This window comes from Corynebacterium sp. H127 (genome assembly GCF_037482665.1).
Classification (GTDB): Bacteria; Actinomycetota; Actinomycetes; order Mycobacteriales; family Mycobacteriaceae; genus Corynebacterium.
This window is the reverse complement of sequence record NZ_JBBHKY010000005.1, coordinates 148857-175187: the sequence shown is the minus strand read 5'-3', so window position 1 is coordinate 175187 and position 26331 is coordinate 148857. Positions and strand designations below refer to the sequence as shown.

The following is a 26331-nucleotide window of genomic DNA, read 5'->3' as shown; positions in this document are numbered from 1 at the left end:
TCGGCGACAGGTGATTACTATACATACCCCCGCCACAATTGACCAATCCGCTGGTCACAGGCCTAACCGCGCGCCCATGCCCCGATCGGCCCCGGTACCACTGGAGGCAGATCACCAAGCAAAGCCGATAGGTTGCCGTCTTCCTCGACTGCTGAGGTCACTGTCTTCACTTTGCCACGCTTATTGTCCTGCTGTGGGGCGAACGGCATGCCGCCCATCGGCATCATCGATCGGCCCATTCCTCCCGCCATAGCCCCAGCTGCACCACTGCCACCAGCGGCAGGAGCAGTAGCAAATCCAGGGGCCGTCACAGAAGAACTCCCCTTGTTTCCTACCCGTCCTGCGGCACCTCCTAGTGGACCAGCACCAACCGGGGCGATACCGGCGCCAGCACCTCCAACTCCGCTACCTCCAGCGCCCGTGCCAACACCCGCAACCGTTGTCGAGGCCGCGCCGAGATCCGGGTTGAAATTGGCCCCCAGTCCTGCAGGTAGTCCTTGCCCCGCAGCGAGCTTGCCGACGCCACCAGTGCCAAACCCACCGGCCGCATGCTTGCCGACGCCACCAGCAATCCCAGGAACACCAAACTGTCCCACGGGACCCGCATGCCCTCCTCCGACTGGCATCGTGCCAACCCCACCGATGGGATCGACTCCCCCGAACGCGCTAGCTGCTTGAGTTCCAAATTCTCCAAGATTTCCGATACCACCCATACCCAGCTCACCCAACTGATCCAGCTGCTGCATATTTTCAGAAATCTGCCCGAAACTACCTGGCCCAATATCCTTTGGAGAATTCACCAACTCTTGCATCTGCGCAGTTCCGGCGTTGATTTTCGCGACGGGACCGGGGCGCCCATTGCCGTCGATAAGTCCCATTGCAGCTTGGACCTCACCGCCGCCCGCACCGCCCTGCTCCAGCTTCATCAAATTGCGAATCTGAGGCATTGCACTTTCAATTGCAGCTGGGAAAGTGCCGCCCATAAACTCCTGCAAGAACGCCTGTTCGGCCGCCTCACGTTCGACAGGATCCTGAATGAACGCAATTGCCAGTTCCGCCATCGAAACATGCATAGCGCTGGCCTCCGCCACCTGCCCCATGTAATTCACGGATGTTGACATTAGACCGGCATTTGTGGAAAATACGTCTGCTGCATCCGCCACTTGAAGAGCCTTCTCCACAGCCGAATTGATGCTGTCAGCTTTGTTGATCTCAGCGATGTCCCAGGCAGTGGTACGAATACTCTCCGCCAACACCGACGCATTCCGGGCCATACTTGACCACGATTCTGCCGAGGCAGCAACCGCTCCCGAATCCGTTCCCGCAAACGCAGCGCTCAACTCCGACAAACTAGCCGGGATCGAAACCGCAGGATGCGGAAAATCGAAGTCCTCGAAGATTTGGTCCGGTCGAGCGGGAAACAGCGTCGACTCCGCACCAACATTTCCGCCCTCATCCGCAATTTGCATGGCGCGCTCCGCCAAATCATCTTGGCTGGTTAGCGACTTTTCCGTGGCCCGCAGACCATCACGCAACCAGGCGACCTGATCTGCATACTTCTGCAAAGTCTGCACAGCCGAACCAACACCACCCTGCACTACAAAGCCATGAGCTGCGCCCATCTGATCGAGGCCAGATACATCGGAATAGGCGGCGGACAGGCCACCTTGATTGCCTGCCTTGTAGATTCCTCGGGCATCACTTGCCAAAGTATCTACGTCATCAACTTGGCGACTCAGCATCTCGGAATCTATCTGAATGTGTGCCATTATTTAACCTTTGCTCTACTTCTGGGTAAATGAACTGAAGATAGGCCAACGACTGATCACACACTTCTGAACTGCTCAGTTTCTTATCTAGGTCTGTAACAGTTACTTCCAACTGGCCTCCAGAAGATTGCGCTACTGAAGAACAATCGTGAATTTGGTCTTCTGCTTCTCGATACTGGTAAACACCAGGCATATTGGCGTTTACCGTGCCTCGTATGACATGCATTTTCCTTTGGATAGTGTCAAAGTCAATAGCATTCATAATCACGGAAACCGACCCAAAAAATCCAGCATCAGGAGCTGTTTGAAAAGTACAAATCTTGTAATCAGCCCCAGGCTCGTTCCCAAATCGCGATCTTTTCCCCAACCCGGCTTCCTTAAATACTTCGTCGGGCAGCTCAGTGCACGGGTCGAAGAGTTTAAAGTTCGGGTCTTTTGGGTCGAAGGTTGCTGGTGTTTGGACGTCGATAGTTGCGGTGTCTGCGCCGCCTGTTTCAGGCTCCCCTGTTGATGAAGACGCAGTGTCCGCAGTTGTTGTGGCGCAACTGGCGAGTGTGAAGCATGTGATTGCGATGGCAGTTGAGAGCTTCTGCTTTGAACGCGCGCGAAGTCGGCGCATGATCCCCCCTAGGAAAATTTGGCTTGTGTCAGGCGTCACTTAGTTCGCATTCTAAATGCAGATGCCCTCATTGTCTTTAGACTGCTGAAGCACCCCAAAAGGTTGCATTGTTTTCAAAATTTTCTCGGCACGAATAGTTCACTTGGACAAAGACGACACAGCACATGGAAAACCCCCGCCGAAGACCGGACCATAATGGTCGAAGGTCTATTGCGGGGGATCTACCGGAACTAGGAGTTACTGCTGTAGTTTTTGGACTTCAGCAACTGCCTTATCCAGCTCGTCAAGGGCCTTGCCGTATTCCTCGTGCGACTTGTCCTTCGCAGCGTTGAGGTTATCGAGTGCCTTGCGGAGGTTCTCCGTTGCTGCAGCGGTATCTGCTGGGGCAGGTGCCGGAGCATTCCCCTCGGCAGGCGCTGGGGCTTCACCTTCGGCTGGCTTCGGATCCTTTGCTTCAAGGTCTTTGGCCTCAGAAAGGTCGCTGGCAGCCCGTGGGTCAATACCTACCTGAGACAGCGCCTCGGCAATCGTCGGGGCATAGCCAACCTTGCCGTCATAGGACACCAGCACTCGCAACAGCTTAGGGAATGCAGACTCTTGGTCCTTGCGCTGCGAATACACCGGCTCAACGTAAAGGATCTTGCCGTTGCCAACTGGAAGCGTCAAGAGGTTGCCGTTGGTAAGCGTGTTGGTTCGCTCCCACAAGGCGCGGTCGCGAGCAATCTGGTCGGAGGACATCATGGTGTCCTGAGCCTGCTTCGGCCCCTGGGTCTGCGTATTCGTTGGCAAGACGCGCACCGTGATCTTGCCGTAACTGTCCGGATTGGAAGACACAGACATGTGCGCCGCCAAGAACTCACGATTCAGCCCTGGGAATGGGGTGATGAGTTGGAAAGACGGCTTACCTGTTTGCGGGTCCGCGGCAATTACGTAGTACGGAGGCTGCTTGAGGTCCTTGCGGTCATCAGGAGCGGTCGGGTCAGAAGGGACGGACCAGAAAGCATCATTGGTGAAGAAGACGCCAGGGTCATCCACGTGGTACTTGGCGATGAGTTCTCGCTGCACCTTGAACATATCCTCTGGGTACCGAAGGTGCTCCATGAGCTCTGGAGAGATCGCGGACTTTGGCTTCACGGTGTTCGGGAAAACGCCCTTCCAGGCTTTAAGCACTGGGTCCTCGGTGTCGAATTCATAAAGCTCCACGGTGCCGTCGTAGGCATCCACGGTAGCCTTAACTGAATTTCGCAGATACGCAGCCTTTTCATCCTGCAACGCTGGTGTCCCATCAGGATTCAAAGCGTCCTTAGTGAGCTGACCAAGCGAAGTGCGCTGGGAGTAAGGCAAGTTCTTCAAGGTGGTGTAGCCATCCACGACCCACTTGATACGGCCGTCGACAACTGTGGGGTACGTGGCGGAGTCAACCTTGAGCCACGGCGCCACCTTTTCCACACGGGTGCGGGGGTCGCGCTCGAAAATAATCTTGGAGTTGTCCCCAATGCGTTCGGACAACACTAGGTTCATTTCTTGGTATCGCAGTGCGAACATGGCGCGGTTGAACATATTGGACACGTCCACCCCGCCTTTGCCGTCGTAGGTGAAGTTGACGCCGTCGGCATCGTATTCCACCGGGTTGCCGGCGGTGCCAACAATGGCGTAATCCATGCTCTGGTGAACATCAGAGATCACTGGACCGTAATAGGTGCGCGGCTGCTCCACCTTGATGCCCATGTCGTTCTTGGCCTCGCGTTGCTGTGCCTGCAAATCAGAGACAGAGTAAAGCGGATAGCCACCACGAGTGGATCCGACATCACGGGCCACTTCATCAACCTGGTTCGCGGGTGCGCCAATAAAACCGTTGCCGTGGGTGTACACGGTATGCCGGTTCAACCAGTCTTTCTGGTTGCCTGAAAGTGCATTCGGGTCAAGCTCTCGAACTGCTACTACGTAGTCGCGCAGCTCACCATCTACCTTGTAGCGGTCAATCGCGAGGGTGTCTGGGAAGCCATAGAAGTTTTTCAGCTGCTGCTGCTGGGTGAACGTGTCAGAGAGCACTTCCGGGTCGAGCAGTCGGATGTTGGACACGGTGGCTTCATCGTCTGCTACCGACTCAGTGTTGCCGCCTTCAACGCCCCAGTTCTCTTGGTAGGTGACCTTGTCATCGGTGAGCCCGTAGGCGTAGCGGGTGGCCTCGATATTGCGGCTGATGGATTCCGATTCCTTTTGGGCACGGTTCGGTCCGACGGAGAATTGCTCCATCATGAGAGGCCATGCGACACCAATCACTATCGACGACAGCAGCATCAACACTGCTGCAAGGACCGGAATGCGCAGGTCCTTGAGAAATACTGCAGAGAAGAACGCCACAGCTACCACAGCTGCGATGATCATCAGGAGGATCTTCGCGGGCAGATAAGCGTGAAGGTCAGTATAGGAACCGCCGGTAAAAGTTCCGTGTTCGTTACCAAGCAGGTCATAGCGATCCAGCCAATAGCCCGCTACTTTCACCAGCATCCACAGGCCGGCAGTGATCGCTAGTTGAGTGCGAGCAGCGTGGGAGACATAGCTCTTCTGCCCCGGCCCACCTGCACGAATACTGCCCAATAGGTAGTGTCCCACCAAGGCGATGAAGAAGCTGATCACAAGCAGGATCGACCATGTGTCCGCGATGATCCGCAGCACGGGAAGGACGAAGGCATAAAAGCCGTAATCCATGCCGAATTCGGGGTCCTTGATGCCAAAGGATTCCCGGTTGAGGAACAGCGAAACCGAACGCCATGCCCCCTGACCCGCGATGCCTGCCAACAGGCCAATGATGAGTGGCAGACCGATCAGGACCTTCTTTAAGGAATCTTCAACCATCTTCCGGTAGCCGTGAATCGGACTGTCCAGATCAAAAGCATCCAACGTGTCTGGGCGGTTTCGAAATGCTAAGAAACCAGCCGTCCACACGAATAACGCCGCAAAAATGAAGAAAATAAAAAACAGCACAACGCGTGTTATTAATACGGTGCTAAAGACCCCTCGATAGTTCACCTCCTGGAACCACATCCAGTCAGTAAGGTACGTAACCACAGCTGGGGCTGCCATGATCAGCACTGTCAGGAGGGCCAAAGCAATGCTGAGTCTCCGGACCGATCGTCTCGCTGGAGGTTGTAGGCTGGTCGCCAATTCCAACTCCTTCTTCCGTTGCAGGTATTCTCCTATACTCTACGGATTTTAAGATGGAATGGAATTCCTCCACTCCCCCACCGCGAAGGCAGCTCATGTACCCAGATGCAGCACTGAACAAGGCCATGCTCGAGGCAGTTGAATTCATCCACGCCGAAGGCTGGGATGCTAACCCCACTTTGTTTGCCCTCGTCCCCGTCGAAAAGCTCGGCTTGCCGGAGGAGGAAGGACCGCTCGCGCTCGTGGTACAAGATGACCTTCCCGGTGCTGTAGAAGATGTGCTCCCCACCATCGTGTGGCCGGAAGAGGTTGAGGGGGTGATCTTGGCCCAAGAAATCAAATTCAGTGATGCTGGCGCCCCGGCGCGTCCAGCACGGCTGTATTCTGGCGTGCTTCGCGGAGAACAAGAACTCACGCTGCTGCAACTGCGCCCCACCGAAGCAGAGCTCGCGGAACCGTTTGCAGAGGACAAGATCGACCTCAGAGGTGGCCCAGACGTAGCGCCAGGTGTGATCGAAGCGCTACGCTACACACTGGACGCTACGTCTGAAGACTACTAATAGGGAAAGTTTGGTTACCGTGCTTGGTCGTAAAGAGCTGGGGCAGCTAACAGCGCATCGTCGCGCGCTCGGAACATTAGGGCTGCTCGTACCGTTGGCGTTGGCCGGCGCGACCGCCTGCGGCAAAGACGAACCCGCCCCTAATCCGGAGACAACGCAACAGGCACCTACCGAGCTCCCGCGCACGAGCACGCCAGCCAGCACCTCAGCTGCCACGTCCACTGCCACGAATGCGGCAACGACGAGTCCAAGTGAAAAGCCGGAAGTATCCTCTGTTGCCAAAGAAGCTTCCAGCGTCCGAAAGGTCGCCGAAATGTACGGATCGCTGGCTCCCGAAGAGTTCTTCAAGATGTTCGAAAACTGCGCACCTAACGGTATTCCAGATTCCAGTGCCTGCACCGGCCCGGACGTTGGACAGTTCCAGTTTTTCAAGGGTGACGCGAAAGCCGCTTCCACCACTCAGCTGCTCACCGAGTTGCGGAGCTCCCGCGTAGTCGAGGACTCTGGGGATCGCATTGTTGGCTGGTCAACCCTGGGCACCACCGCAGTTATCACGGTGGTGGACAACAAGAAGGGGCTGACCATGCAGCAGATGGTCTCTTCCGACAAACAGGATCCGTTGAAAAGAATCTACGAATTAGGCTTGGCAACCCCGGCCGAGACTTCGACGCCTACGCCCACTGCCGAAAACCTCTAATTCGAGCAGGTAGTTACTTCTCCTCCGGAGTTGTATGCCTCAAGCTGTCGGATTGCGTCATCAATCGTCGCAACTTTCAGGACAGTTAAGCCCTCAGCCTGCGACCGCATTGCCTCAGCACAATTGTCCTGCGGGGCTAAGAACACCTCCGCACCAGCCTCTTTCGCGGCGCGGACTTTGTGCTGGATTCCGCCGATGGGGCCGACTTTGCCGGCGGCGTCAATCGTTCCAGTACCTGCGATGAACTTGCCGCCAGTGAGTTCGCCCGGACTGAGCTTATCGACGACAGCAAGCGAAAACATCAGGCCTGCGCTGGGCCCGCCAATATCCTCGAGGTTGTACTCAACCTTGGTGTCATCTGCTGGAACAGAACCCATGGTGATGCCCAGGAAACCAGTCCCTGTGTGCGGGTTCTCCCCCAACTCGATTTCCTTAGTGCCGCCGTCGACAAGCGTGACGCTTACTTTCTCGCCCGGTTTTTTAGCAGACACTAAGCCTCGCAGCTGATCTGGGGAGTGAATTGCGATGCCGTCGATGGCAGCGATGCGTTCGCCTGCGGCCAAGTGGTCTTTGGCGGGCCCATCTGGTGTGACCTCTTTGATTTCTACTACCGTTGGGCGTCCAAGATAGTTGAAGGCGGCGAGCGTCGCGGAGGATTCAGAATCGACGAAGGCCAGCTGGTTTTGCTGGTTGATCTCTTCTTCGGTCATGTCCTGAGGGAAAACTGACTCGATGGGGACAATGGTGTCCTCGCTGAACAGCCATCGGGCTACTGCCTGGCTCAGCGTCATTTGCGTTCTTACGGAAACCGTCGTCATGTTGAGATTGCCGGTAGTTTTATCCACCTCGGCACCAGCGATGTTGACGATCTGTTTTCCGTCGTAATCTGCGAGCGTATTGTATGTGGGCCCTGGACCTTCTGCCGCATATGGCACCGTCAGCGGAATATCCGTAAACGGCACTGTGGGTGCGGAGATGAGATAGGTAAACGCCAGCACAGGGATGGCGCCCCAAATTACGGTCTTGGATCGACGATTCACGCCTTGCAACCTTACCTGCTTCTGGGCTGTTCGCTAACAGCGTCCCGCGGAGAGGGTTTTTTCTCCCAGCTACTGCGGTAGTTTGGTGATTATGAGCGACAATAACAACTTCTTTTTCGGCTTTAACGGCGGCAATTCTGGTGACTCCGGTGGCAACTTCGGAGACTTTTTTAACCAACTTGGACAGATGTTTAGCGGTGGCTTTAACTCGCAGTCTGACGAGCCGGTCAATTATGAATTAGCGCAACGCATAGCTAAGCAGCAGATCGGCAAGGTCGCGGCGGTGAGCCAAAGCGATCTCACAGCCGTACGTGAATCCGTGCGACTGGCGGATATGTGGCTCGACGATGCTACGGTCCTCCCAACTGCGGAAGGCACGGTTACCGCGTGGAATGCCGAGCAGTGGCTGGAGGCCACTTTGCCAACTTGGAAGCGTTTTGTGTCGCCCGTGGCAGCTCGGATGAATGAAGCACAGCTCGAGCAGCTTCCAGAAGAGGCCCGGCAAATGGTGGGCCCGATGCTCCAGATGATGAATTCAATGTCTGGCATGAACTTTGGCATGCAACTCGGGCATGCTTTAGGTGACCTGGCTAAACAAGCTCTCACGGGTTCTGATTTCGGTCTCCCCGTGGTGCCGAGCGGCACGCTTGCGGTTCTACCACTGCAGCTCACCGCAATGGCTAAGGATCTGGAAGTCCCGTCACAGGAAGTGATGGTTTATGTCTGTGCCCGCGAGGCCGCCCGCCAGCGCCTGTTTAAGCATGTGCCGTGGCTGGTGGAGCGCCTGGTTTCCTCAGTTGAGGAATACGCAGCGGGTTTGGTGATAGATACCTCCCACATCGAGGAAGCAATGCGGGAACTGAACCTGGAATCCGGGGATCCTTCCCAGATTCAGGATGCAATGCAGCGTCTACAGAACCTTGACCTTTCGCCTCGCATTACTTCCCGAAATAGCGGCGCCACCAGCCGACTTGAGACGATGCTGGCGTTGGTTGAAGGCTGGGTGGAGCTGGTTGTCACCGAGGCTATGGGCGATCGGGTGCCGAGCACTCGCGCTATGAATGAGGCTTGGCGACGCCGCCGCGCAACCGGAGGCTCCGCCGAGAAGGCCTTCGCCAAGGTGGTAGGCATCGAGTTTTCCGCACCTAAGGTTGCCGAAGCCATGGAGTTGTGGCGACGCGTAGGGATCGCAGTGGGAACTCAGCGCCGCGATGCGATCTGGGATCACCCCGATTTCCTCCCAGTCGCCGAGGATCTAGAAAACTCCGCCGGTTTTATCGACGCCTTGCTTGATGAAGACGAAAACGGCGAGTTCGATCCAATCGCCGAGATCAACGCACTAGAAGAAATGCTGCGGAACCAGTCCAAGCAGGAGGACTCTGACGATGCTGACGGAGAAGGGTCAGATAAATAGCTAGATCTGCCGCGCGAGCGCCTCAAGGTAGCCTTTGGCGCGCTCCGCATGGCGGGCTTTGTCTGCCCACTGCCAAAATTCAGCCGAGTGCCCCGTGCGGATGAACGTGTGCACAAGCTCGTGCACTAGCACCGCATCCAGTACATACGCAGGAACATCTTGTAAGCGGTGCGAAACTCGAATCTCCCCTGTCGCTGCGGTGCACGAAGCCCAGCGACTGTTTTGGTTGGTCACCCAGCGGATCTTGGTGAATCTTGCCTGACCATTCAGGATCTCCTCATTGAGGTGGTGTGCCCGTGTCTCCAGCTCGGAATCTGTCATTGCTGCCGCGGCAAGTTGCAGCTTGTTTTGCAGCTTTGCCACCAGTTGCGCTACTTCATTCTTCTCCTGCTGTGGTGGCATCCCGGCGGGTACTCGCACGACGATCTTGTCACCGACGAGCTTCGCGCTGATCGTGCGTTTACGTTTCGGGGAACGTATTACCTCCACCTCATGTGCCATAACGGGCTATTGTATGGCACATGGGGGGAATGCTAAAGCTATCTTGTGCTGCTCGGATCGTGATTCGCCCCGGGCCGGCACTACAGTTTGGGGTCGACGCGACGAGGTCTGGGATCATTGATTCGATTGCACCGCAACATATCGGGGCCGTGGTGAAGACGCTCAATGCCACTCGAGCACCAGTGAGTAGGGATGAACTACAGACGAGGTTGGTGTCCAGCGGGCTGGATGCTACCGCTGCGAGTTCGCTTATTGCGGACTTACTCGCTTTCGGAATCCTTTTGCGCTGCAGCACGGTCGAGCCTCGGGTCGGTGTTCTTGGTCGTGGTGCGCTGGCCTCAGAAATATCAGAGCTGTTGGCACGCAGCGGTTGTACAGTCCGACGTCCGCTCAGAGGCGAGACGGATACCCGCTTCTTGCGAATGTTGCCTCCAGAGGTGCCGCTAGTGGCTGCGGATAAACTAGCGCATTCGCGGGCGTTGGCGCCGGCGGTTCGCAACGGTCACCGGGAGTTCTTTTTGCCTGTTGCGCTTGTCGACGGCATTGGCCTCGTCGGCCCCGTCGCTTCCCATGATTCGGGCCCTTGTCCGCTGTGCGTTGATTTGCATCGAGTTGCAGTAGACCCTTACTGGACACAGCTGCTCACCCAGCTGTCGGTATCTGCGGCAGCACCGTCGCTGGTACTGGTTGCAGCCACCGCGGCACAAGCTGTCGCGCTGGTATTGCAGCACTTAGGACTGCATGCACCTGCCGTCGGCAGTCCGGTAGCGCCACTTGCTCCCGGCCGAACGTTGCAAGTAGATCCGTACCGGACGCACCGAGAGTTCTTTTTGCGCAGTCATGCTGGGTGCCCGTTATGCTTCGAGACGCAGCACCTCAAGCAAGGATTCGCCGAAATTCGCGACCTTGACCGGGCCAATTCCTGAAATGTCTAACAGTTCTTCCTCCGTCTGTGGCTGGGCTTCGGCGATCGCCATCAGGGTGGCATCAGTAAAGACGATATATGCCGGTACCTGTAGCTCTTTCGCGATGTCCAACCGCCACGCACGAAGCTTCTCAAAAAGTCCCTCATCTGCATCGCTCGGGCAGTCTTCGCAGCGACCGAGAACCTTAGCCTGTGGTGTGCTGAGTGGTGTGCCGCAAACGCGGCACCGCTTAGGACGGACGCTGCGGGGCGGGACATCTACGGCTTCGGCGACGATTCCGTCTAGGAACCGGCTTCGTTTACGCGATTGCCGACCGCCTTCCTGTCGCGCCAACGCCCAGGAGCAGTTCAAATGCTCCCGCGCGCGCGTAATCCCGACATAAAACAGCCTGCGTTCTTCTTCGATTTCTGCGTCCCCAGCCTTGATCGCAAAAGAAATCGGCAGCGTGTTTTCCACCAAGCCAACCAGGAATACAGCATCCCATTCCAGTCCCTTCGCCGCGTGGAGAGAGGCTAGCGTAACCCCATCTACCTGCGGTGGAGCTTTGGCTTCCGCGCGGTTCTTCAGCTGAATGAGGATAGCCTGGAGATCGCTATCAGGGGTGGCTGTTCCGAGCTCCTCGATCAGTTCTACGAGCGCAGTGAGCATTTGCCAGCGTTCCCGAGCCTGTGCGCCTTCCGGCTCAGTGGGAGTGAGTCCCAAAGGAGCTAGCGCTGCACGGGCTAGCACAGCCACCCGTGGCCCGATAGCTTCTTCTGGCAGGTCGTCTCGCTGCGCGTTACGAACCAAAGTGGAGATAGCCTGCTTGATCTCTGCGCGCTGGAAGAAGCCATCTCCGCCGCGGACTTGGAATACAATCCCGGCATCTGCCAGTGCGGTTTCAAATACTGCCGACTGCGCATTTATTCGATAGAGCACTGCGATCTCTCGCGCTGGGGTCCCGGCCGCGATGAGCTCCTTGATGCGCTTAGCAACCGCGCGGGCCTCGGCGGTTTCATCTGGATAGGACTTAAATGTCGGCTCGGGGCCGCCCGGACGCATGCCCACGAGCTCGAGCCGTGTCCCCGCTACCCGCCCTTTAGCTTGCCCAATAACTGTGTTGGCTAGTCGCGTTACTTCCGGAGTGGATCGGTAGTCACGCTGCAAGCGCGCCACTGTGGCGTGCGGATACGTCCGCGAAAAGTCCAGCAAGTAGTTCGGAGTTGCCCCGGTAAACGAGTAAATGGTCTGGTTAGCATCACCGACCACGGTGAGATCGTCTCGGTCTCCCAACCAAGCCTGCAGTACCCTTTGTTGGAGCGGGGTCACGTCCTGATACTCATCCACCACGAAGCTGCGGTATTGTGCGCGGAATTCTTCCGCTACCGCCGGCGAATTCTCGATGGCCCCCGCGGTGTGCAGCAGCAGGTCATCAAAGTCCAGCAGCATGCCATTTTCAGTGGCTTTGGCCGCTTCATAGCGCCGATAGACTTCCGCCACTTGTTCCGCGGCGACCGGCGGGGTGCGATGGTGCTGTGGCGCAAGTTCCGCATACTGAGCTGGCGTGATCAAACTGGCCTTCGCCCACTCGATCTCGCCGAGAATATCGCGAACTTGGTCCGTGCTGGATTCGAGCCCCACCGAGCGCACTGCCCGCCCAACCAGTGGAAACTTATTGTCGATCAAAGTCCAACGCAGGGAGCCTGCCACTTGTGGCCAGAAGTATTGCAGTTGCTTCCGCGCTGCTGCGTGAAAGGTGCGCGCTTGGACTGCCCCAATTCCCATCAACGCCAAGCGGTGCCTCATTTCAGTGGCCGCACGGCTGGTAAATGTCACCGCAAGCACCCGATTTTGGCTAACAAAACCTTGGTCGATTAGGTGCGCTATGCGATAGGTAATTGTGCGAGTTTTACCGGTACCTGCACCAGCCAGAATGCACACCGGCCCCCGCGGTGCTGTGGCAGCAGCGCGTTGATCTTCATCGAGCTTGCTCAAATCAATCATGCTTGTTCCTTCTGTGCGCTGATCCAGTTGTCAATAAGCGTTCGGGCGATGGAACCGGGTGGTGAAATCGGCAAGGCGTCAAGATCCTGCAATCCAGCCCACCGCGATTCCGCTAGTTCTTCATCTGGGTCTTGAATCGGTGCTTCGTCTTCCGTGAAGGCATGAAAACCTACCATCAATGACCCGGTCATCGGCCACGATTGTGAACTCAGATATGTCGGTGTTTCTACCCTCCGACCGGTTTCTTCCAGTACCTCACGGGCGAACGCCGCCTCTAGGGTTTCCCCTGGAGAAACATACCCGGCGATCAGGGAAAAGTAGGCGGGTCGCAGCCGGTTTCGCCCGAGTAGAATCTGGTTTCTTCCGCGCAGCTCCACTATGCCAATCACGGCGGGATCGATGCGCGGAAACACCATGCTTCCCTCAGGAGTCGTCGCATGCGTTTCATGCTGATGTAGTGGCCCACCTGTGCGGGGATCGAAGTGGAAGTCCTCACGATGCCGCAGCAGGGCGACGGCGCGCATTACGCGGGCATCGTCAGTGAGGTCGCGTATCGACGCCACTCGAGCATCATGCTGGTCGCGCAGGGCTTCTAGTTCTTCTTCACTGACTCGAACAGCGTGGTGTGGCCAGTCAAGGTTGCTGGAGAGATGCGCGAGGGCGGCTGCTGGCAGCCAGAGCGCGGAACCATTGTCGTCGACAAGCGTGCGATAGCGTGGCGTGACAATCAAGGAGGACACGAACTGTCAGGCCGCCTTAGAATACTCGTCGGACGTAGAGCAGGCGGTCGCCTGGCTCCACGATTTCAGCTTCTGGGGCATCGATGCGGTACAGCTCGCCAGAGCGCACCACACCGAGAACGATGTCTGCTAGGTGACGAGGATTGGCACCAACTTCGTCCTCCCCCACCAGGCGCTCGGCGATGGAGAATCCTTCGTCTGGGGAGAGCAAGTCCTCCATCATTTCCACCACTGAAGGGGTCACGGTGGCTAGCCCGAGGAGGCGGCCGGCTGTCTCAGAGGAAATCACCACGGAATCCGCACCGGACTGCCGCAGGAGGTGCATATTTTCTGACTCTCGCACACTCGCGACAATCATGGCGCTCGGTGCGATCTCACGCACGGACAAGGTGACCAGAACAGCGGTGTCGTCCAGGTTTGGTGCAACTACCACGGCTTTGGCCCTAGTAACACCTGCAAGTTTCAGCACATCAGACTTGGTGGCCGAACCTTGAACGGTGGCTAGGCCCTGGTTGGAGGCAAGTTCGAGCGCATGCAGATCATTGTCGATTACCACGATCTGACTAGCCGGGGTGCCGTCAGCGAGCAAGGCTGCGACGGCGGAGCGACCCTTGGTGCCGAATCCGATGACTACAGTGTGATTGCGCAAGCGCTTCCTCCAGCGTTGAATTTGCAAGGCCCGTCGAGATTCCTCGGTGAGCACGGACAAGGTCGTGCCGACCAAGAGGATCAGGAAGGCGATCCGAAGTGGGGTGATAATGATGATATTGATGAGACGAGCGTGCTGCGTCACCGGCGTAATGTCACCGTATCCCGTGGTGGACATTGATACCGCTGAGTAATACACGGCATCGATGAACGTCAGATGCTCTGTATAGCCACCTTCATCAAAGTACGCGAGTAGCGCAACAAGAGTCATGAGCAATGTGGCGTAGACGAACCGACGGATGATCAACGCCCACGGACTGGCATAACTACCGCCCGGAATCCGGACAATGTTAGTCAGGGCGTGATCCGGAAGATCGTTGAGTTCCATGTCACCGCGGAACTGTTCTCCGATCCGTTTTCGCATCCCTTGCTCCCGCCTTCTCATCTTCGTTGGTGACGTGCTCAGCTCATCGGCTGCAATAGCTGCGCCAATTCACTAGCGTCAGGTAGTCTACCTGGCTCATAAGAAAATCCTGCCCCTACGTAGTAAAAGGCTGCGCGAATTTCCGATGGGTCCACTTGCCTACCGAGTCGCATAGAAAGCAGTTCGGCCCACGCAAGGCGGTACACAGCAAGCTGGATACTGGCCGAACGTAGTTCCGCCCCAGCGGGAGGCTTGCCGGTCTTCCAGTCAACGACCATCCAGCCAGAATCTTCTTCTTCGCCTTCGTGAAAAATCGCGTCCATCCGTCCCCGCACTACGTGAGCACCGATACTGACTTCAAATGGTTGCTCAACATATGCTGGTGTCCGGTCGGCCCATTCGGAGGCAAGGAACGCCTCTTTGAGTTTGATTACAGCTGCGTCGCTGACTAGCTCCTCGCCCATCCCCGGCAACTGTTCCTCATCCAGGAGTGAAGTAGCGCCGAAGCGCTGCTCGAGCCATTCGTGGAATGCCGTGCCTCGCTTGGCAAAGGAATTTGGTTTGAATGGAACTGGACGGATGCTGCGACGTGCAAAAAACTCAGGGTTCGCGGAAAGCGCCACCATGTCGGTTGCCGTCAATTCCGCAAGTACGGGGACCTCGATGCATGTAGCGCTGAGTCTGTCTTGCTCTTGGATGAGCGCCGTGACATCGGTTTCCCATTGTTTACTAAGCTCACTGTCTGCGCTGCGATCCGGCAGCCCGGTTTCGATTGCGGCCCTGACGCGGGCAGCGCCATCGGCCACTGCTTGTCGACGCCCGCCGAGCGCATCCACCGGGAAGATCCCGGATTCGGGAGCTACTGCCTCTTGGGATTCACTGAAGTCTTCCTCCCAATAGTCGACGGATTCTGGCAGTGCTTCCTTAATGTTGAGCAGATGCTGATAGGGGGCATTTTGGTTGTATTCCTTACTTGCCCAGTTATAGGACGCAGACACATAGAGGTTCTGCTGACTGCGTGTGATCGCCACATAGAACAGCCGCGTCGCTTCGGCTTCTTCGTTGCGCCGAAATTCTGCTTTGTGCTCAGCGATAGCCTGATCGAGTTCCTTGATTTCTTCGATACCTGCAATGTCTAATACTGGTGCACCGGAAAGGTCATCGGCTGCGCGGGCATCGCCACGCAGTGTGGATGGGATCTTGGTGATGTCGCCCAGCCATGTCTTCACGGAATATCCTTTAGCGGTTTCGTCGACATAGGTGCGATTATCAGCGTGGACTACGGCAACGTGCTGCCACTCCAAGCCCTTTGACTTGTGAACGGTAAGCAACTGCACGCGCTCGGATCTCACGCTGACTTCCCCAGGTTCCAAGCCATCTTCCTCTGCCACTGCCAGATCAAAATAGTCTAGGAGTCCTCGCAGTGTTGCTCCTGGGGTGCTTTCAAACGCGGCTACTTCTGCGGCAAAGGCATCTAGGTGAACAGTTCCGATCGCACCATCTGCCTGTGGGTCTTGTCTGGCAAGTACTTCTGTCCGGACCCCCATGACTGTTTCGATGTCGGAAAAGAGATCACTGAGCCCACGGCTGATGCTGTGTGTACGCAGGTGCCGGAGCGCTGCCGCCAGTTCTCGGAGCCGTTGGTATCCCGAGTCGGAGTACTTTTCGGATTCCCCGAGGTCCGCAATGGCGTCGGTCAGCCCGACCGATACGGCGGGATCGGGACTTTCGGCATTTGCAACGATCCATTTAAGTTTGGCCAGCGGGTCGTGGGGTTCCTCGCCAGCATTGTCCTTGGTTCGTCCCCCTAGATTCCTGGCACGCTTGTGCAGCGCGATCAGATCGTTGGAGCCGAGCTGCATCGCCGGTCCGGCAAGGATACGCAGCGCTGCTTCATTGTCTTGGGGATTGATTAGCATCTTGGCGATGCAGATGAGATCTTGCACTTCCGGAACTGTCAGCAGACCAGAGAGTCCCACCACTTCAACTGGGACTTCCCGCTCTCGGAGAGCTGCAACCATGGGGGCAATATGCTTCTTCTTCCGCACGAGCACCGCACCAGTGAACTCATCAGTACGCGGCCCGTGAAATGCCTCGGCCAGATTGTTTGCTACCCAATCAACCTCTTGCCGCGCGTTAGCAAACCATGCAAGCTTCACTTGGCCCTCACCACGAGCAGCTAGAGCTGCAAGAGGCTGGACGGGGCGCTTACTTCCGTGGGCTTTGAAAGCAGCATCGGCAACCACATTGGCTGCTGTGAGCACTTTCGATGGGTTTCGGAACGATAGCGTCAATTCTGCTTTAGGGGCCTCTCCGGACACTGCGCCTTCCGGAGTAACCTGCGGAAAATCATCGACAAACCGTGCAAGGTTCGCTGCAGTAGCCCCACGCCAACCATAAATGGATTGCATGGGATCTCCCACGGCATTGACGGTTAAGCTCGGATCGTGCCCTCCGAACAAGCTTCGCAGCAGAACACGTTGGGCGTGGGAAGTGTCTTGGTATTCATCCAGCATGACCACACCAAATTTCGCGCGTTCGCGCTGTCCTACCTCAGGATGCAGGGAGGCCACTCGAGCAGCCAAGGACATCTGCTCGCCGAAGGTGATCACGTTCCGCGCGGCAAGCTCCTGCTTCAAGATCTGAACGAGTGGCAGGAACTGCAGCCTCCGCGACTGCGGGTCTAAGAACTTACTGCGTGCTGCAGTGCGTTTTGCTGGTTTACCTTTGGCATCAACCGCGTCGTCGAACGCGCTTAGAAAGGCGTTCGACTCTTCTACGATATCTGTGAGAGTCACCATGTGATTATCGATTTCCGCAGTTAGATCAAGCAGATTCTTGGTGACATTTCTTAGCTGATTCGTCTCGCTAAGTTCCCCGCGGTAATTGCTTACAACTTCTCGTGCGATGCTAAAGAGCTCGGTGTTAGTGATCAATCGTGCCGAGGGCTCGACGGGGAGCAAAAGACCGTACTCTCCTACGATGCGACCTGCGTAGGAGTCATAAGTAGAAACCGTGGGGTTGATGTTTTCGAGCAGTTTGAGCAACTGCAGCGTCGGGTCAACGTCACGGGCCTGCGGGGACATAGCAAAAGAAGTCAGCCGGTCTCGAATGCGTTTGCGCAGTTCTTGGGCTGCCTTACGGGTGAATGTCAATCCCAGTACCCGTTCCGGTTCTACGAAGCCGTTAGCAACGAGCCACACCACGCGATTCGCCATTGTTTCGGTCTTACCTGCTCCAGCGCCGGCGACGACGAGCATCGGCCCAGGTGCCGCCCCAATGACCTCTTCTTGTTGTGGAGTCGGAGGGAACTTCTGTTGTTGAGCGATAGCTAGGTCCGCAGGAGAAATTCGGGAGTTAAACATTAGTCAGGGCCTGTCCTTCCGCCCTAGCGGGGCACATCGACTTCAGTGTGCAAAGATCGCAATGCTTATTTTGAGTGGCCAAGAATTCGGGCCCGATCAGTGACACAACGACATCAGGCAACAAACGCGCAAATTCCGCTAACTGTTCTGCGCTCTTGGGGTCTTGCATCATCTCCTTCACTTTCACAGTGGGAGAAGCAGGATAAACCAGCAGCCCGCCACCAAGCCGACTCGGGTCTGGCTGCTGTCCAGAGGTTGTCACTTGCCCCTCATTCCAAGAACCACAGGCTAGGGCGAGTTGATATGCAAATAGTTGCGGGTGAGTTTTGACCTCTTCCCCGGATACCGACGTCTTGCCAGTTTTAAGATCCACTACCAGGAATTCCTCGGCAGAGTTTCGTTCAAGCCGATCCATACGGCCCGCGATATGCACCGGAGTTCCGTCATCCAGCTGCGCTACCGGCACGTTTACTGTCACTTCTGCCCCGAGGAGCGAGCGTCCCTCCACCCAATCCAGTGTGCGGGTTACTACTCGGTGCCAATCTGCGGTTTCGGCATCTTGCTTCCAGCTGGGAAACTCAGTGTTAGCGGCATAGGCTTCGTCGAGAATTTGTTCTATCTCAGTGCGACTAACTCCACAGGCAGCGGCTTCTGCGCCTGCATGCAGGAGTATGCCTTTGAAGAGGTAAATCGGACTGTCATCGTCCTCCCCGTAGCTACTCAAGGCCGCGCGAAGCGGACACAGCAGTGCGGTCTCGATTTTCGAGGGAGATATTCGCACGTGGTCTTGAATTTTCAGCACAGTCTCGGTTTCTGATGGCGCTGCCAATCCCCACCAGTGATCGGGATGCGCACCATACAGCCCAGCCTTTGCTAGCCTTGCCAGCTGGCGGGCGGCCTCTGCTTTGAGCCCCGCAGCTGCATCCGCAGATTCAAGCACGCGACGAAGTTCCGCAATGACGCTGCTGCGAGAGAGCACCCGCGGAAATGCAGAGGTATCTTTCGTCGCCGTGGCATCTCCGGGAACTAATTCAGGTGCACCATCGAATCCGACCTGTACATCGAGCTCTTCCCCAAGTTCTTCAAGAAAGCGCGATGGCTCATCGACTTCATCTGAATCGGGGGAAATCACGGCGGTTACCAGCAATTGCGCGGTAGCACGCGAACACGCCATCCGGAACAATCGACGTTCTTCGGAAACTTTCTCAGCGGTGCGAGAGGTAATCAGGTTGGGGTCGATGCCACGGTCATGCAGCTCAATGAGGTCCTCTTGTCCAAAGAGAGACCCTGTTTCTGCAAGTGCCGGCCACGATCCTTCTTGCACGTTAGCGACCACTACGATTGGCCAGTTCCGGCCGATCGTGGCGTGAGCCGTCAACAATGCCACTGCCTCAGGTGCAAAGCCGCGGCGATCACGCGCACCGGTGGGAAGCTCTTGCTCGGCGATATGAGACACAAATCTGTTCAATGAGGCGGCTGGAGTTCGCTCAACGAAGTCACCTGCGGCGTCGAAAAGCGCCATCACAGCATTGAGGTCGAGATCAGCCTGGCTGCCTGCTGCGCCGCCTCTCAGAGAAGCATTCATGAGCCGATCCGATAGCTCGGTGGCATCCCATACTTCCCAAAGTACTAGTTCTACCGAAGCGCCCTGCTTGGTGGCTGCGATACCTGCCGTCAGGACGCGGTGCAGCCGGTCGAAGATCTCTTGCTCTCTATCTGTCAGAAATGAGCGGAATTCCTCGGGCATCGGCTCGGAGGTAGTCAGCGCCGCTCGCAGCACGTCACTAGCGCGACGGATTCCGCCCCGCTTCATTTCCGCCTGACGTAGCCCGCGCAAGAGGCGCCGTAATGTAACTGAGTCCGCACCGCCGATGGGTCCGAGCACTAGCTCCTCCAGCTCAGACTGGGTGAGTTCATCAGAAACCGCCTTGAGCGCGAGCAACAGGCTGGAGACAAGACGTTGCTCCGCCAAGACCACATCGGTGGGCTGCAATGTAACGGGGACGCCAGCTGCCAACAATGCTCTACGCAAACCAGCCACAGCGCCGCTCGTTCGCACGACAACCGCCATATCGCGCCACGGCACGCCGTCTATAAGGTGAGCTCGTCGCAGTCGGTTCGCGATTACAGCAAGCTCAGTCGCAGGGGTCTCGGCGTAACGAATGCTCGTAGTCGGCACATAGAATCGGCGTGAAAGACGGATCTCGTGATCAATCTCCCACTGCTGTAATGATGCGGGTGAAGCTCCTCGAAAATGAAAGACGGCATGCTCAGGATTTCCTGCTAAGAGTGAGAACCGAGCAGAGGCACTGAATTTCTCCACTAGTTTCGCTGACTCTGGATCTAAGTTTTGAGCATCGTCAACGATGATGCTCTCTATCCGACTTTGCTGCTCCAGCAGAAACTCTTGATCTGCCTCCAGATGCGCTAGCGCCGCTGCAACCAGCTCCGATGCGTTATAGAGTTGGGCTCCGGAGAGCTGAGTAAGCTGCTCATACTCCTGGAGGAAAGCTCCTGCCGCTACCCACATCGGCCGGTTGTGGATGGCACCAAGGCTCTGTAGATCAGAGGGACCGAGTCCGCGTTCTTGAGCTCGAAGCAGGAAATCACGCAACTGGCGCGCAAAACCGACCATCAAAAGGGCGTCCCGCACATTTTCTGGCCAATAACTCTCCGCCTGCTCAGCTTGGATTTGGAGAAGCTCCTGAATAAGGACATCCTGCTGAGCGCCGGTTATAAGGCGTGGGCTTCGCCCTAATGCCGCATCTTCTTGCCCTTCCGCAGTGCCAAGCCGTGCGCTCCGCACCAATGCGAAAGCAAAGGAGTGCACAGACCGCACCAGTGGCGCTTCGGAGGCATACCCGATTCGTGGTAGTTCTAGCGCTAATTCGCGACGTAGGATTGCGCCGGATTCCTTAGAAGTAGCCAGTACTAAGATCCGCGCTGGATCAACACCAGCTTTAATTCGCGCCAGCACCGTATCAATCACCAATGACGTCACGCCGGAGCCAGCGGTGCCGGTGACCCGCCACCGACCGGGTTTTTCAGTTTGTGCAGCCGTGAGCAATCCTCGCGCCGGTTCTGACCATGTCCGCGACGCTGCAGTCGCCTCTGGCGCAGGGACCAGCTTTACTTCCAGCTTTTCCGGTGGTGCGAACCGGGCGGAAGGCACGAAATCTGTCATGCCACCATTGTGGCAGAGCAGTCGGACATCACTGCGGTTACCCACCACAACACCCAGAACATGTGTGCTAAATATGGATGAGGGTTTCCGCCACCCTACCTAAGCGCACCGCCATTACTTTCTGGTCTTCCTCTTGGAGTACCGAAACAAAAATGCGATATAACAAGGCACGCAGGAGCAACGCGGTGAAATCAGGCACGTGCGAAAAGCGGTGCACGACGGCATCGTCCACGGCGTCGAAAAGCAGCCCATCTACTACCGTGAGCGCGGCGGTATATCCGTGAGGACGCACAGTAGCCACGATGTCCGTCACTAATGGCGACTGAGTCCCCGACAGCAAAGTTGTACTGAGCATGTCAGCATGCCCAACCTGCATAGGAGCCGCAGTGTGCGGAATCAATGGCCCAATGCGAGCGGCGAGCAATAGTGCGGCCTGCAACTCAGCACTTGCGGCTGCGGCCGTATCAAGTCCGATCGAAAGCACCTCTGCTGGATCATCGGACCAGGCAGCATGATCAGCAACGCGGTAGATCTCGTGTGGGGCCCACTTCTTGGTAATCGGTACCGTCACAAAATCTGGTGCAGGCAGCTGCGCCAATGCATCTGCAAGCCGCAACGCGGCGGTGGCAGTCTCGTCAACACGCCCAGATGCCAATTCGCCCGCCCCGAAACTCGATGCCTTCCAGCCGGAAACAATGTACCGACCGTCCGTGGAGCGAACGGGACGAGCCACCCGCAAGCCTTCTACATGCAGATTTTCGCGAACTTTAGCTGACCAAGCGGCGTTGTCCGGATCCAAAACTGGGCTGAGCACCACATGCCCAACTTTGAAGCCATAGTCCCAGGCATATCCCATCGGCACCGCGTCGCCGGATTCAGCATGGAATGCCGCCCGGACATGATCTGGTAATGAATTCTTCGTCATTGGGCCGAACACCTTTCACACAAAATTCGTTGAGTGCACTCAGGACCGAGGGAACGGCCAGGGGTTGAAACCGCAGGAAACTTGATCGTCGCGATACACCTCATGTGGGTCAATCCGGTGCAGTTCGGAGTTATTCAGACTCAGGGTTTGCTGCATCATTATCGGGGCAAGCTCGCCCGTTGCTGGGCATACCGCATGCTCCGCGTAACCCAGCGCGTGGCCGACTTCATGGTTGATCAAATATTGCCGATAGCTACCGATATCACCTTGAGCGGTCACCGCCCCGCGCACCCAGCGTGATTCGTTGAGCAGCACCCGTTCCCCGACCGGCATGTAGCAGCTCGTTTCCATCTTCAGATCGTCGCCACAAACCGCATGAGTGGTACCAACAGAGGTGAGTTGAATTCGGAGCGTCGGATTTTGATCAGGAGCCACGTGCTGGAAGGAAAATGCGGGATCAGCGGTCCATCCTTTTGGATTGGCAAGGGTGGCATCAATCATTGCGGCTACGGCTGCATCCCCACCGTACGCAGCAGTATTGACGCCGTTCTCAATTTCCACCACATAGGTGATGGGGTGCTCTTTCCCCTCGCCTACTTTCGGCCCCGGAGAACCTACTACCCGGAAAGTATCCTCTCCAGTTTCCGTAAAAGGCCCTCCATCTGGCAACTGACCAGTTGCTAATGAAATCGGATCCGCGTCAGCCGGAATCGGCCCCGCACCTCGGGACTGCGGAGCAGGCTCGCTAGCCGCTATTTCGTGGTGAATCGGCTCGGCAGGCTCGTGGACAATATCGACCAAGATCCAAATGGTGATTACCAAGAGCACTGGGATGGCATAGGCCCGCCAACCGTATTCACGCGCGAATCTGACCAGCGACGATTCCGAATTCTGCATCATTAACTGCGACTTGATTTAGCCGATGAAGCCGACCTGGCGCACGGTAGCGGTGCCGAGTTCTACGTAGGCAATTCGGTTATTGCGGATTAGGTACTTGCGACCACGGTCATCCGCGAGCTCCAGCATGCCCGAATCCTGATCCATAGCGGCCGCGACGGCTGCTTGGATCTCTTCCTGAGATGCCTCGGTAGAAAAGGTGAGCTCGCGCGGGCTATCTGCAAAACCGATTTTGATATCCATTGAGTGTCCTTAAATTTTGTTCGCGGTGTACTTCAGCGGAAGAACGTTTTCAGTCTAGGGGGCACACCCTGCGGGGTGCGAGTTCGCCTTATCTTATCCCGTTTCGCTCCCTTAGTTTCCCAGCGGAATGCTCCGCGGTGTCGCTTCTAGGCCAGAGCCGACTAGGATCAACAACGTGTCTGCACAAAACCAAAAATCTAGTCCAACCTTTGCCGAGCTCGGCGTTGCCGTTGAGATTTGCCAGGCCTTAGCCGAGCAGGGCATCACCCACACGTTTGCCATCCAAGAGTTGACCCTCCCGATTGCGCTCGAGGGATCCGATATTATCGGCCAGGCTCGCACCGGCATGGGTAAAACCCTGGGATTCGGCGTGCCGTTGTTGGACCGAGTTTTTGACGCTGCAGATATCGCTGAGCTTGATGGCACTCCGCGCGCACTCGTTGTCGCCCCCACTCGCGAATTGGCAATACAGGTGAGCGAGGATCTGGAGCGTGCCGCCAAGTACACGCCCATCCGCGTCTTGACGGTCTACGGTGGTCGTCCTTATGAAGAACAGATCAGCGCCCTGCGCGCGGGTGTCGACGTCATCGTAGGCACCCCTGGTCGCCTCATCGACCTCCACCAGCAGCAGGCACTCGTGCTCGATCAGGTGGCGATCCTAGTGCTTGATGAGGCCGATGAAATGCTTGACCTCGGTTTCCTGCCGGCGATAGAAAAGCTCCTCAAGGCTCTCACACACAAGCATCAAACAATGCTGTTTTCTGCCACTATGCCAGGGCCGATTATCACCTTGGCCCGAAGTTTCCTGCACAAGCCGATACAGATCCGTGCTGAGAACGATAGCGAGCAACAAACGCACGCCAGCACGAAACAGGTAATGATTCAGGCGCACCGAATGGACAAGGTCGCGATCCTAGTGCGGGCCTTGCAAGCCAAGGGTCGGGGGCGCACGATCATTTTCACCCGCACCAAGCGGAGCGCCGCTGAGGTTGCTAATGATCTCGCGCAGGCAGGTTTCACCGTAGCGGCGGTACACGGCGATCTGGGCCAAGTAGCGCGAGAAAAGTCTCTGCAGGCGTTTCGCGACGGTGTCGTTGAAATCCTCGTCGCCACGGATGTGGCCGCCCGTGGTATCGACGTCGACGATGTCACACACGTGATTAACTACCAGACCCCTGATGATCCGATGACCTACGTACACCGTATCGGGCGAACCGGCCGTGCTGGGCATACCGGAACTGCTATCACGCTGGTGGGTTACGATGAATTGGCTAAATGGCAATTAATCGATACCGAACTAGGACTGGGAACTCCGGAGCCACCGCAGTTGTTCTCCACGTCCCCCGAACTCTACGAGGTTTTGGATGTCCCCCAAGATGCCCAAGCTTCCTTAGGGGAGCCGAAACGAGTGTTCGGCGGGTTCAGTGCGACACAGAAGCTGCGCGGCGGCCGGGATAGAGCTCCACGCCGCTCCTCCGCGGAGCGGGTAGCTGACCCTCGACCACGTCGAAAGGCACGCAAAAGGTGACAGCGCAACCTCACGTTAAGCAACCGAAGAATGCCCCGCTGCAGCGCAGCAAAAAGGACCTCATCGCTACTGCCGCCATTAGTGTCGCTGCCGCCCTTGGAGTCGGAACCGTTTGGGCAACGGCACCGATTACTAAGTCTGAGCTCACTCCCGCTACGCAAACAGTATCCGCGAATGAAGCTCTCAGCGCGCCGCCTGAAAAGCTACATGAGGTCTGGCGGGCGGATAGCCCCGCGATTCCGGCACTGCGGCGCCCGCTTGTGATCGAGGGGCTAACCATCACTGCCACGGGTGGCACCTTGACTGCCCGCAATTCGGCAGATGGCGCGGAGGTGTGGCGTTATGAGCGCGATGTGGAGTTATGCTCCCTCAGCGCTGGTTTCAGCAGTATCGTTGCTACCTACCGCAACAGTGCAGGTTGCGGTGACGTGACCCAGATCAACGCGAAGACTGGTACCTACCGAGCCACTCGCAGCGCACCGAATTCAACAGCTGTCGTCCCCATTTCCTCCAATGACCGTGTCGGGGTGGTCTCCCCAGAACACGTTGAGCTATGGCGAAGCGACCTAGTGCGCACGGTGGAGTACGGCGACAAGGAAGCGAAGCAAGAACCTGGCATGCAACCGCATGAGGATTGCACAATTTCATCAGCCATGACCCGCAAGGAATTGCTCGCAGTGATGGAAACCTGCCCGGATCAGCCAAATAACTCAATGTTGCGTTTCCAGGCAACCACTCCAGAGGACTCCCGTAAGCCAAAGATCAAGGCTGATGTCGCGGTACCCGGCACTGATGCGCAACTCATCGGTATCGGCCAAACGCTGGCAGCGGTCTACATTCCCAGCAGTCCGCCACACCTGATTGCATATGACGAGTCTGGCAAAGAAAAGGCTCGCCACGAAGTGCAAGAAAGTCCGTTGGTGACGCAGCACCTGCAGAGCAACACTGGGGAAGCCTTCGCTCCGGAAACCGCGGACTTGCCGCATCACATGACCTGGTTCGATGGTGAACGGATTTACCTGCTGAATCCCTCAACACTGGCAATACAAAAGGTTTTTGCGGGCGCCCTCGGCACCGGAGCCGCAGTCGGTGATCGCATCATCTTCCCGGTTCCCAATGGTATTGCCGTCGGCAACTGGGAGAATGGCGCCATTGAACGCACTATCCCGGTGGATCGCGGCGATTATTCCGGCCCAGTGTCTATTGCGGTTTCCGGGAAAACTGTCGTCGAGAAGCGTGGCGATACCCTCGTGGGATTGAGCGTTTAACGGTGGTTGGCGCTGGCCCAGGCCAGTGACGCGGAATTGAACAGCAAAAGCATCCCGGCAACTGCAGAGACAGCCGTCACGCCCGCAAATGCTGGCTGGCCCGCAGTCCACATGTAGTACGCGGCTACCAGCAAAAACAGCTCCAACATCGCTACTGGGCCGCGTCCCCACCGGCGCCCCTTGTTCATACTGATGGCACCGGCAATCACCGCACCGAAAATAATAATGAAGTAGATGGCGGTGCCGTAACCGATCATGCTGGCACGCGCAGCTGTGTCAGTCACCACGCCCGCGCCACGTTCTCCGATGAGTTCCCGGTAGATCAACAAACCCGCGTAAGACAATCCAATCAAGGACTGCACGATCGCCAAATAACCAGCGTATTTTACGGGAGCGGGGACGCGAGATTCGGTGTTATTCACACGGATATCC

At 56.9% G+C, this 26331-nt stretch carries 20 protein-coding genes; 6 read left to right on the top strand and 14 right to left on the bottom strand.

Annotated elements, in window-relative coordinates; all coding sequences use genetic code 11:
• Positions 1 to 62: 62 nt before the first annotated feature.
• The 3 genes from WG936_RS07245 to WG936_RS07235 all read right to left on the bottom strand — a co-directional run bounded on the left by WG936_RS07245 (position 63) and on the right by WG936_RS07235 (position 5556).
• Positions 63 to 1769 (bottom strand): hypothetical protein, encoded by a 1707-nt coding sequence (locus WG936_RS07245; protein WP_339572500.1) that lies wholly within the window; start codon positions 1767 to 1769, stop codon positions 63 to 65.
• Positions 1723 to 2388, bottom strand: coding sequence for a DUF3558 domain-containing protein (locus tag WG936_RS07240; RefSeq protein ID WP_339564724.1), 666 nt, complete (start codon positions 2386 to 2388; stop codon positions 1723 to 1725). The genes WG936_RS07245 and WG936_RS07240 overlap by 47 nt, the downstream gene beginning before the upstream one ends.
• A 237-nt stretch (positions 2389 to 2625) precedes the next feature.
• On the bottom strand, positions 2626 to 5556 hold the full coding sequence (locus WG936_RS07235; RefSeq protein WP_339564723.1) for a UPF0182 family protein: 2931 nt from the start codon (positions 5554 to 5556) through the stop codon (positions 2626 to 2628).
• Between the two features lie 95 nt (positions 5557 to 5651).
• Between WG936_RS07235 and WG936_RS07230 the strand changes: the two genes are divergently transcribed.
• On the top strand, positions 5652 to 6116 hold the full coding sequence (locus tag WG936_RS07230; RefSeq protein ID WP_339564722.1) for a PPA1309 family protein: 465 nt from the start codon (positions 5652 to 5654) through the stop codon (positions 6114 to 6116).
• Positions 6117 to 6135: 19 nt separating this feature from the next.
• Positions 6136 to 6813, top strand: coding sequence for a hypothetical protein (locus WG936_RS07225; RefSeq protein WP_339564721.1), 678 nt, complete (start codon positions 6136 to 6138; stop codon positions 6811 to 6813).
• On the opposite strand, the gene WG936_RS07220 is transcribed toward WG936_RS07225, so the two are convergent.
• Positions 6810 to 7853, bottom strand: a complete 1044-nt coding sequence (locus WG936_RS07220) for a YlbL family protein (RefSeq protein WP_339564720.1) — start codon at positions 7851 to 7853, stop codon at positions 6810 to 6812. The genes WG936_RS07225 and WG936_RS07220 overlap by 4 nt on opposite strands.
• A 91-nt stretch (positions 7854 to 7944) precedes the next feature.
• On the opposite strand from WG936_RS07220, the gene WG936_RS07215 reads away from it, so the two are divergent.
• Positions 7945 to 9267 carry a zinc-dependent metalloprotease gene (locus WG936_RS07215; RefSeq protein WP_339572499.1) on the top strand — a complete coding sequence of 441 codons (1323 nt, stop codon included), beginning with the start codon at positions 7945 to 7947 and terminating at the stop codon, positions 9265 to 9267.
• On the opposite strand, the gene WG936_RS07210 is transcribed toward WG936_RS07215, so the two are convergent.
• Positions 9268 to 9768, bottom strand: coding sequence for a M48 metallopeptidase family protein (locus tag WG936_RS07210; protein ID WP_339564718.1), 501 nt, complete (start codon positions 9766 to 9768; stop codon positions 9268 to 9270).
• A 20-nt stretch (positions 9769 to 9788) separates the two neighbouring features.
• Between WG936_RS07210 and WG936_RS07205 the strand changes: the two genes are divergently transcribed.
• Positions 9789 to 10694, top strand: coding sequence for a hypothetical protein (locus WG936_RS07205; protein WP_339572498.1), 906 nt, complete (start codon positions 9789 to 9791; stop codon positions 10692 to 10694).
• On the opposite strand, the gene WG936_RS07200 is transcribed toward WG936_RS07205, so the two are convergent.
• The 8 genes from WG936_RS07200 to WG936_RS07165 form a co-directional block, all read right to left on the bottom strand.
• Positions 10623 to 12677, bottom strand: a complete 2055-nt coding sequence (locus WG936_RS07200) for an ATP-dependent DNA helicase UvrD2 (RefSeq protein ID WP_339572497.1) — start codon at positions 12675 to 12677, stop codon at positions 10623 to 10625. The two genes, WG936_RS07205 and WG936_RS07200, sit on opposite strands and share 72 nt — an antisense overlap.
• Positions 12674 to 13417 carry an NAD(+) diphosphatase gene (locus WG936_RS07195; RefSeq protein WP_339572496.1) on the bottom strand — a complete coding sequence of 248 codons (744 nt, stop codon included), beginning with the start codon at positions 13415 to 13417 and terminating at the stop codon, positions 12674 to 12676. The genes WG936_RS07200 and WG936_RS07195 overlap by 4 nt, the downstream gene beginning before the upstream one ends.
• Before the next feature lie 16 nt (positions 13418 to 13433).
• Positions 13434 to 14489, bottom strand: coding sequence for a potassium channel family protein (locus WG936_RS07190; protein WP_339564714.1), 1056 nt, complete (start codon positions 14487 to 14489; stop codon positions 13434 to 13436).
• A gap of 38 nt (positions 14490 to 14527) precedes the next feature.
• Positions 14528 to 17854 (bottom strand): UvrD-helicase domain-containing protein, encoded by a 3327-nt coding sequence (locus WG936_RS07185; RefSeq protein ID WP_339572495.1) that lies wholly within the window; start codon positions 17852 to 17854, stop codon positions 14528 to 14530.
• Positions 17847 to 21038, bottom strand: a complete 3192-nt coding sequence (locus tag WG936_RS07180; RefSeq protein WP_339564712.1) for an ATP-dependent DNA helicase — start codon at positions 21036 to 21038, stop codon at positions 17847 to 17849. Before WG936_RS07180 ends, WG936_RS07185 begins: the two co-directional genes overlap by 8 nt.
• Before the next feature lie 67 nt (positions 21039 to 21105).
• Positions 21106 to 21963: a TIGR02569 family protein gene (locus WG936_RS07175; RefSeq protein WP_339564711.1), complete on the bottom strand. Its 858-nt coding sequence runs from the start codon at positions 21961 to 21963 to the stop codon at positions 21106 to 21108.
• 39 nt (positions 21964 to 22002) lie between these two features.
• On the bottom strand, positions 22003 to 22860 hold the full coding sequence (locus WG936_RS07170) for a DUF3152 domain-containing protein (RefSeq protein WP_339564737.1): 858 nt from the start codon (positions 22858 to 22860) through the stop codon (positions 22003 to 22005).
• 18 nt (positions 22861 to 22878) lie between these two features.
• Positions 22879 to 23103, bottom strand: coding sequence for a DUF3107 domain-containing protein (locus WG936_RS07165; RefSeq protein WP_339564710.1), 225 nt, complete (start codon positions 23101 to 23103; stop codon positions 22879 to 22881).
• A 175-nt stretch (positions 23104 to 23278) separates the two neighbouring features.
• Here WG936_RS07165 and WG936_RS07160 point away from each other — a divergent pair, with 175 nt between their 5' ends.
• Together WG936_RS07160 and WG936_RS07155 are read left to right on the top strand one after the other, a co-directional pair.
• Complete coding sequence (locus tag WG936_RS07160) at positions 23279 to 24631, top strand: DEAD/DEAH box helicase (protein ID WP_339564709.1); 1353 nt, start codon at positions 23279 to 23281, stop codon at positions 24629 to 24631.
• On the top strand, positions 24628 to 25899 hold the full coding sequence (locus tag WG936_RS07155) for an Rv3212 family protein (RefSeq protein WP_339564708.1): 1272 nt from the start codon (positions 24628 to 24630) through the stop codon (positions 25897 to 25899). The genes WG936_RS07160 and WG936_RS07155 overlap by 4 nt, the downstream gene beginning before the upstream one ends.
• On the opposite strand, the gene WG936_RS07150 is transcribed toward WG936_RS07155, so the two are convergent.
• The gene (locus WG936_RS07150) at positions 25896 to 26321 is read right to left on the bottom strand and encodes a hypothetical protein (RefSeq protein WP_339564707.1); all 426 of its coding nucleotides are present in this window, start codon (positions 26319 to 26321) and stop codon (positions 25896 to 25898) included. The genes WG936_RS07155 and WG936_RS07150 overlap by 4 nt on opposite strands.
• Positions 26322 to 26331: the final 10 nt, after the last annotated feature.

What these genes read in the sequence shown, in the direction of transcription:
- WG936_RS07245 (WP_339572500.1), bottom strand. Translation starts at nt 1,769, where the DNA reads ATGGCACACATTCAGATAGATTCCGAGATGCTGAGTCGCCAAGTTGAT.
- WG936_RS07240 (WP_339564724.1), bottom strand. Translation starts at nt 2,388, where the DNA reads ATGCGCCGACTTCGCGCGCGTTCAAAGCAGAAGCTCTCAACTGCCATC.
- WG936_RS07230 (WP_339564722.1), top strand. Translation starts at nt 5,652, where the DNA reads ATGTACCCAGATGCAGCACTGAACAAGGCCATGCTCGAGGCAGTTGAA.
- WG936_RS07215 (WP_339572499.1), top strand. Translation starts at nt 7,945, where the DNA reads ATGAGCGACAATAACAACTTCTTTTTCGGCTTTAACGGCGGCAATTCT.
- WG936_RS07210 (WP_339564718.1), bottom strand. Translation starts at nt 9,768, where the DNA reads ATGGCACATGAGGTGGAGGTAATACGTTCCCCGAAACGTAAACGCACG.
- WG936_RS07205 (WP_339572498.1), top strand. Translation starts at nt 9,789, where the DNA reads ATGGGGGGAATGCTAAAGCTATCTTGTGCTGCTCGGATCGTGATTCGC.
- WG936_RS07200 (WP_339572497.1), bottom strand. Translation starts at nt 12,677, where the DNA reads ATGATTGATTTGAGCAAGCTCGATGAAGATCAACGCGCTGCTGCCACA.
- WG936_RS07190 (WP_339564714.1), bottom strand. Translation starts at nt 14,489, where the DNA reads ATGCGAAAACGGATCGGAGAACAGTTCCGCGGTGACATGGAACTCAAC.
- WG936_RS07185 (WP_339572495.1), bottom strand. Translation starts at nt 17,854, where the DNA reads ATGTTTAACTCCCGAATTTCTCCTGCGGACCTAGCTATCGCTCAACAA.
- WG936_RS07180 (WP_339564712.1), bottom strand. Translation starts at nt 21,038, where the DNA reads ATGACAGATTTCGTGCCTTCCGCCCGGTTCGCACCACCGGAAAAGCTG.
- WG936_RS07175 (WP_339564711.1), bottom strand. Translation starts at nt 21,963, where the DNA reads ATGACGAAGAATTCATTACCAGATCATGTCCGGGCGGCATTCCATGCT.
- WG936_RS07170 (WP_339564737.1), bottom strand. Translation starts at nt 22,860, where the DNA reads ATGCAGAATTCGGAATCGTCGCTGGTCAGATTCGCGCGTGAATACGGT.
- WG936_RS07165 (WP_339564710.1), bottom strand. Translation starts at nt 23,103, where the DNA reads ATGGATATCAAAATCGGTTTTGCAGATAGCCCGCGCGAGCTCACCTTT.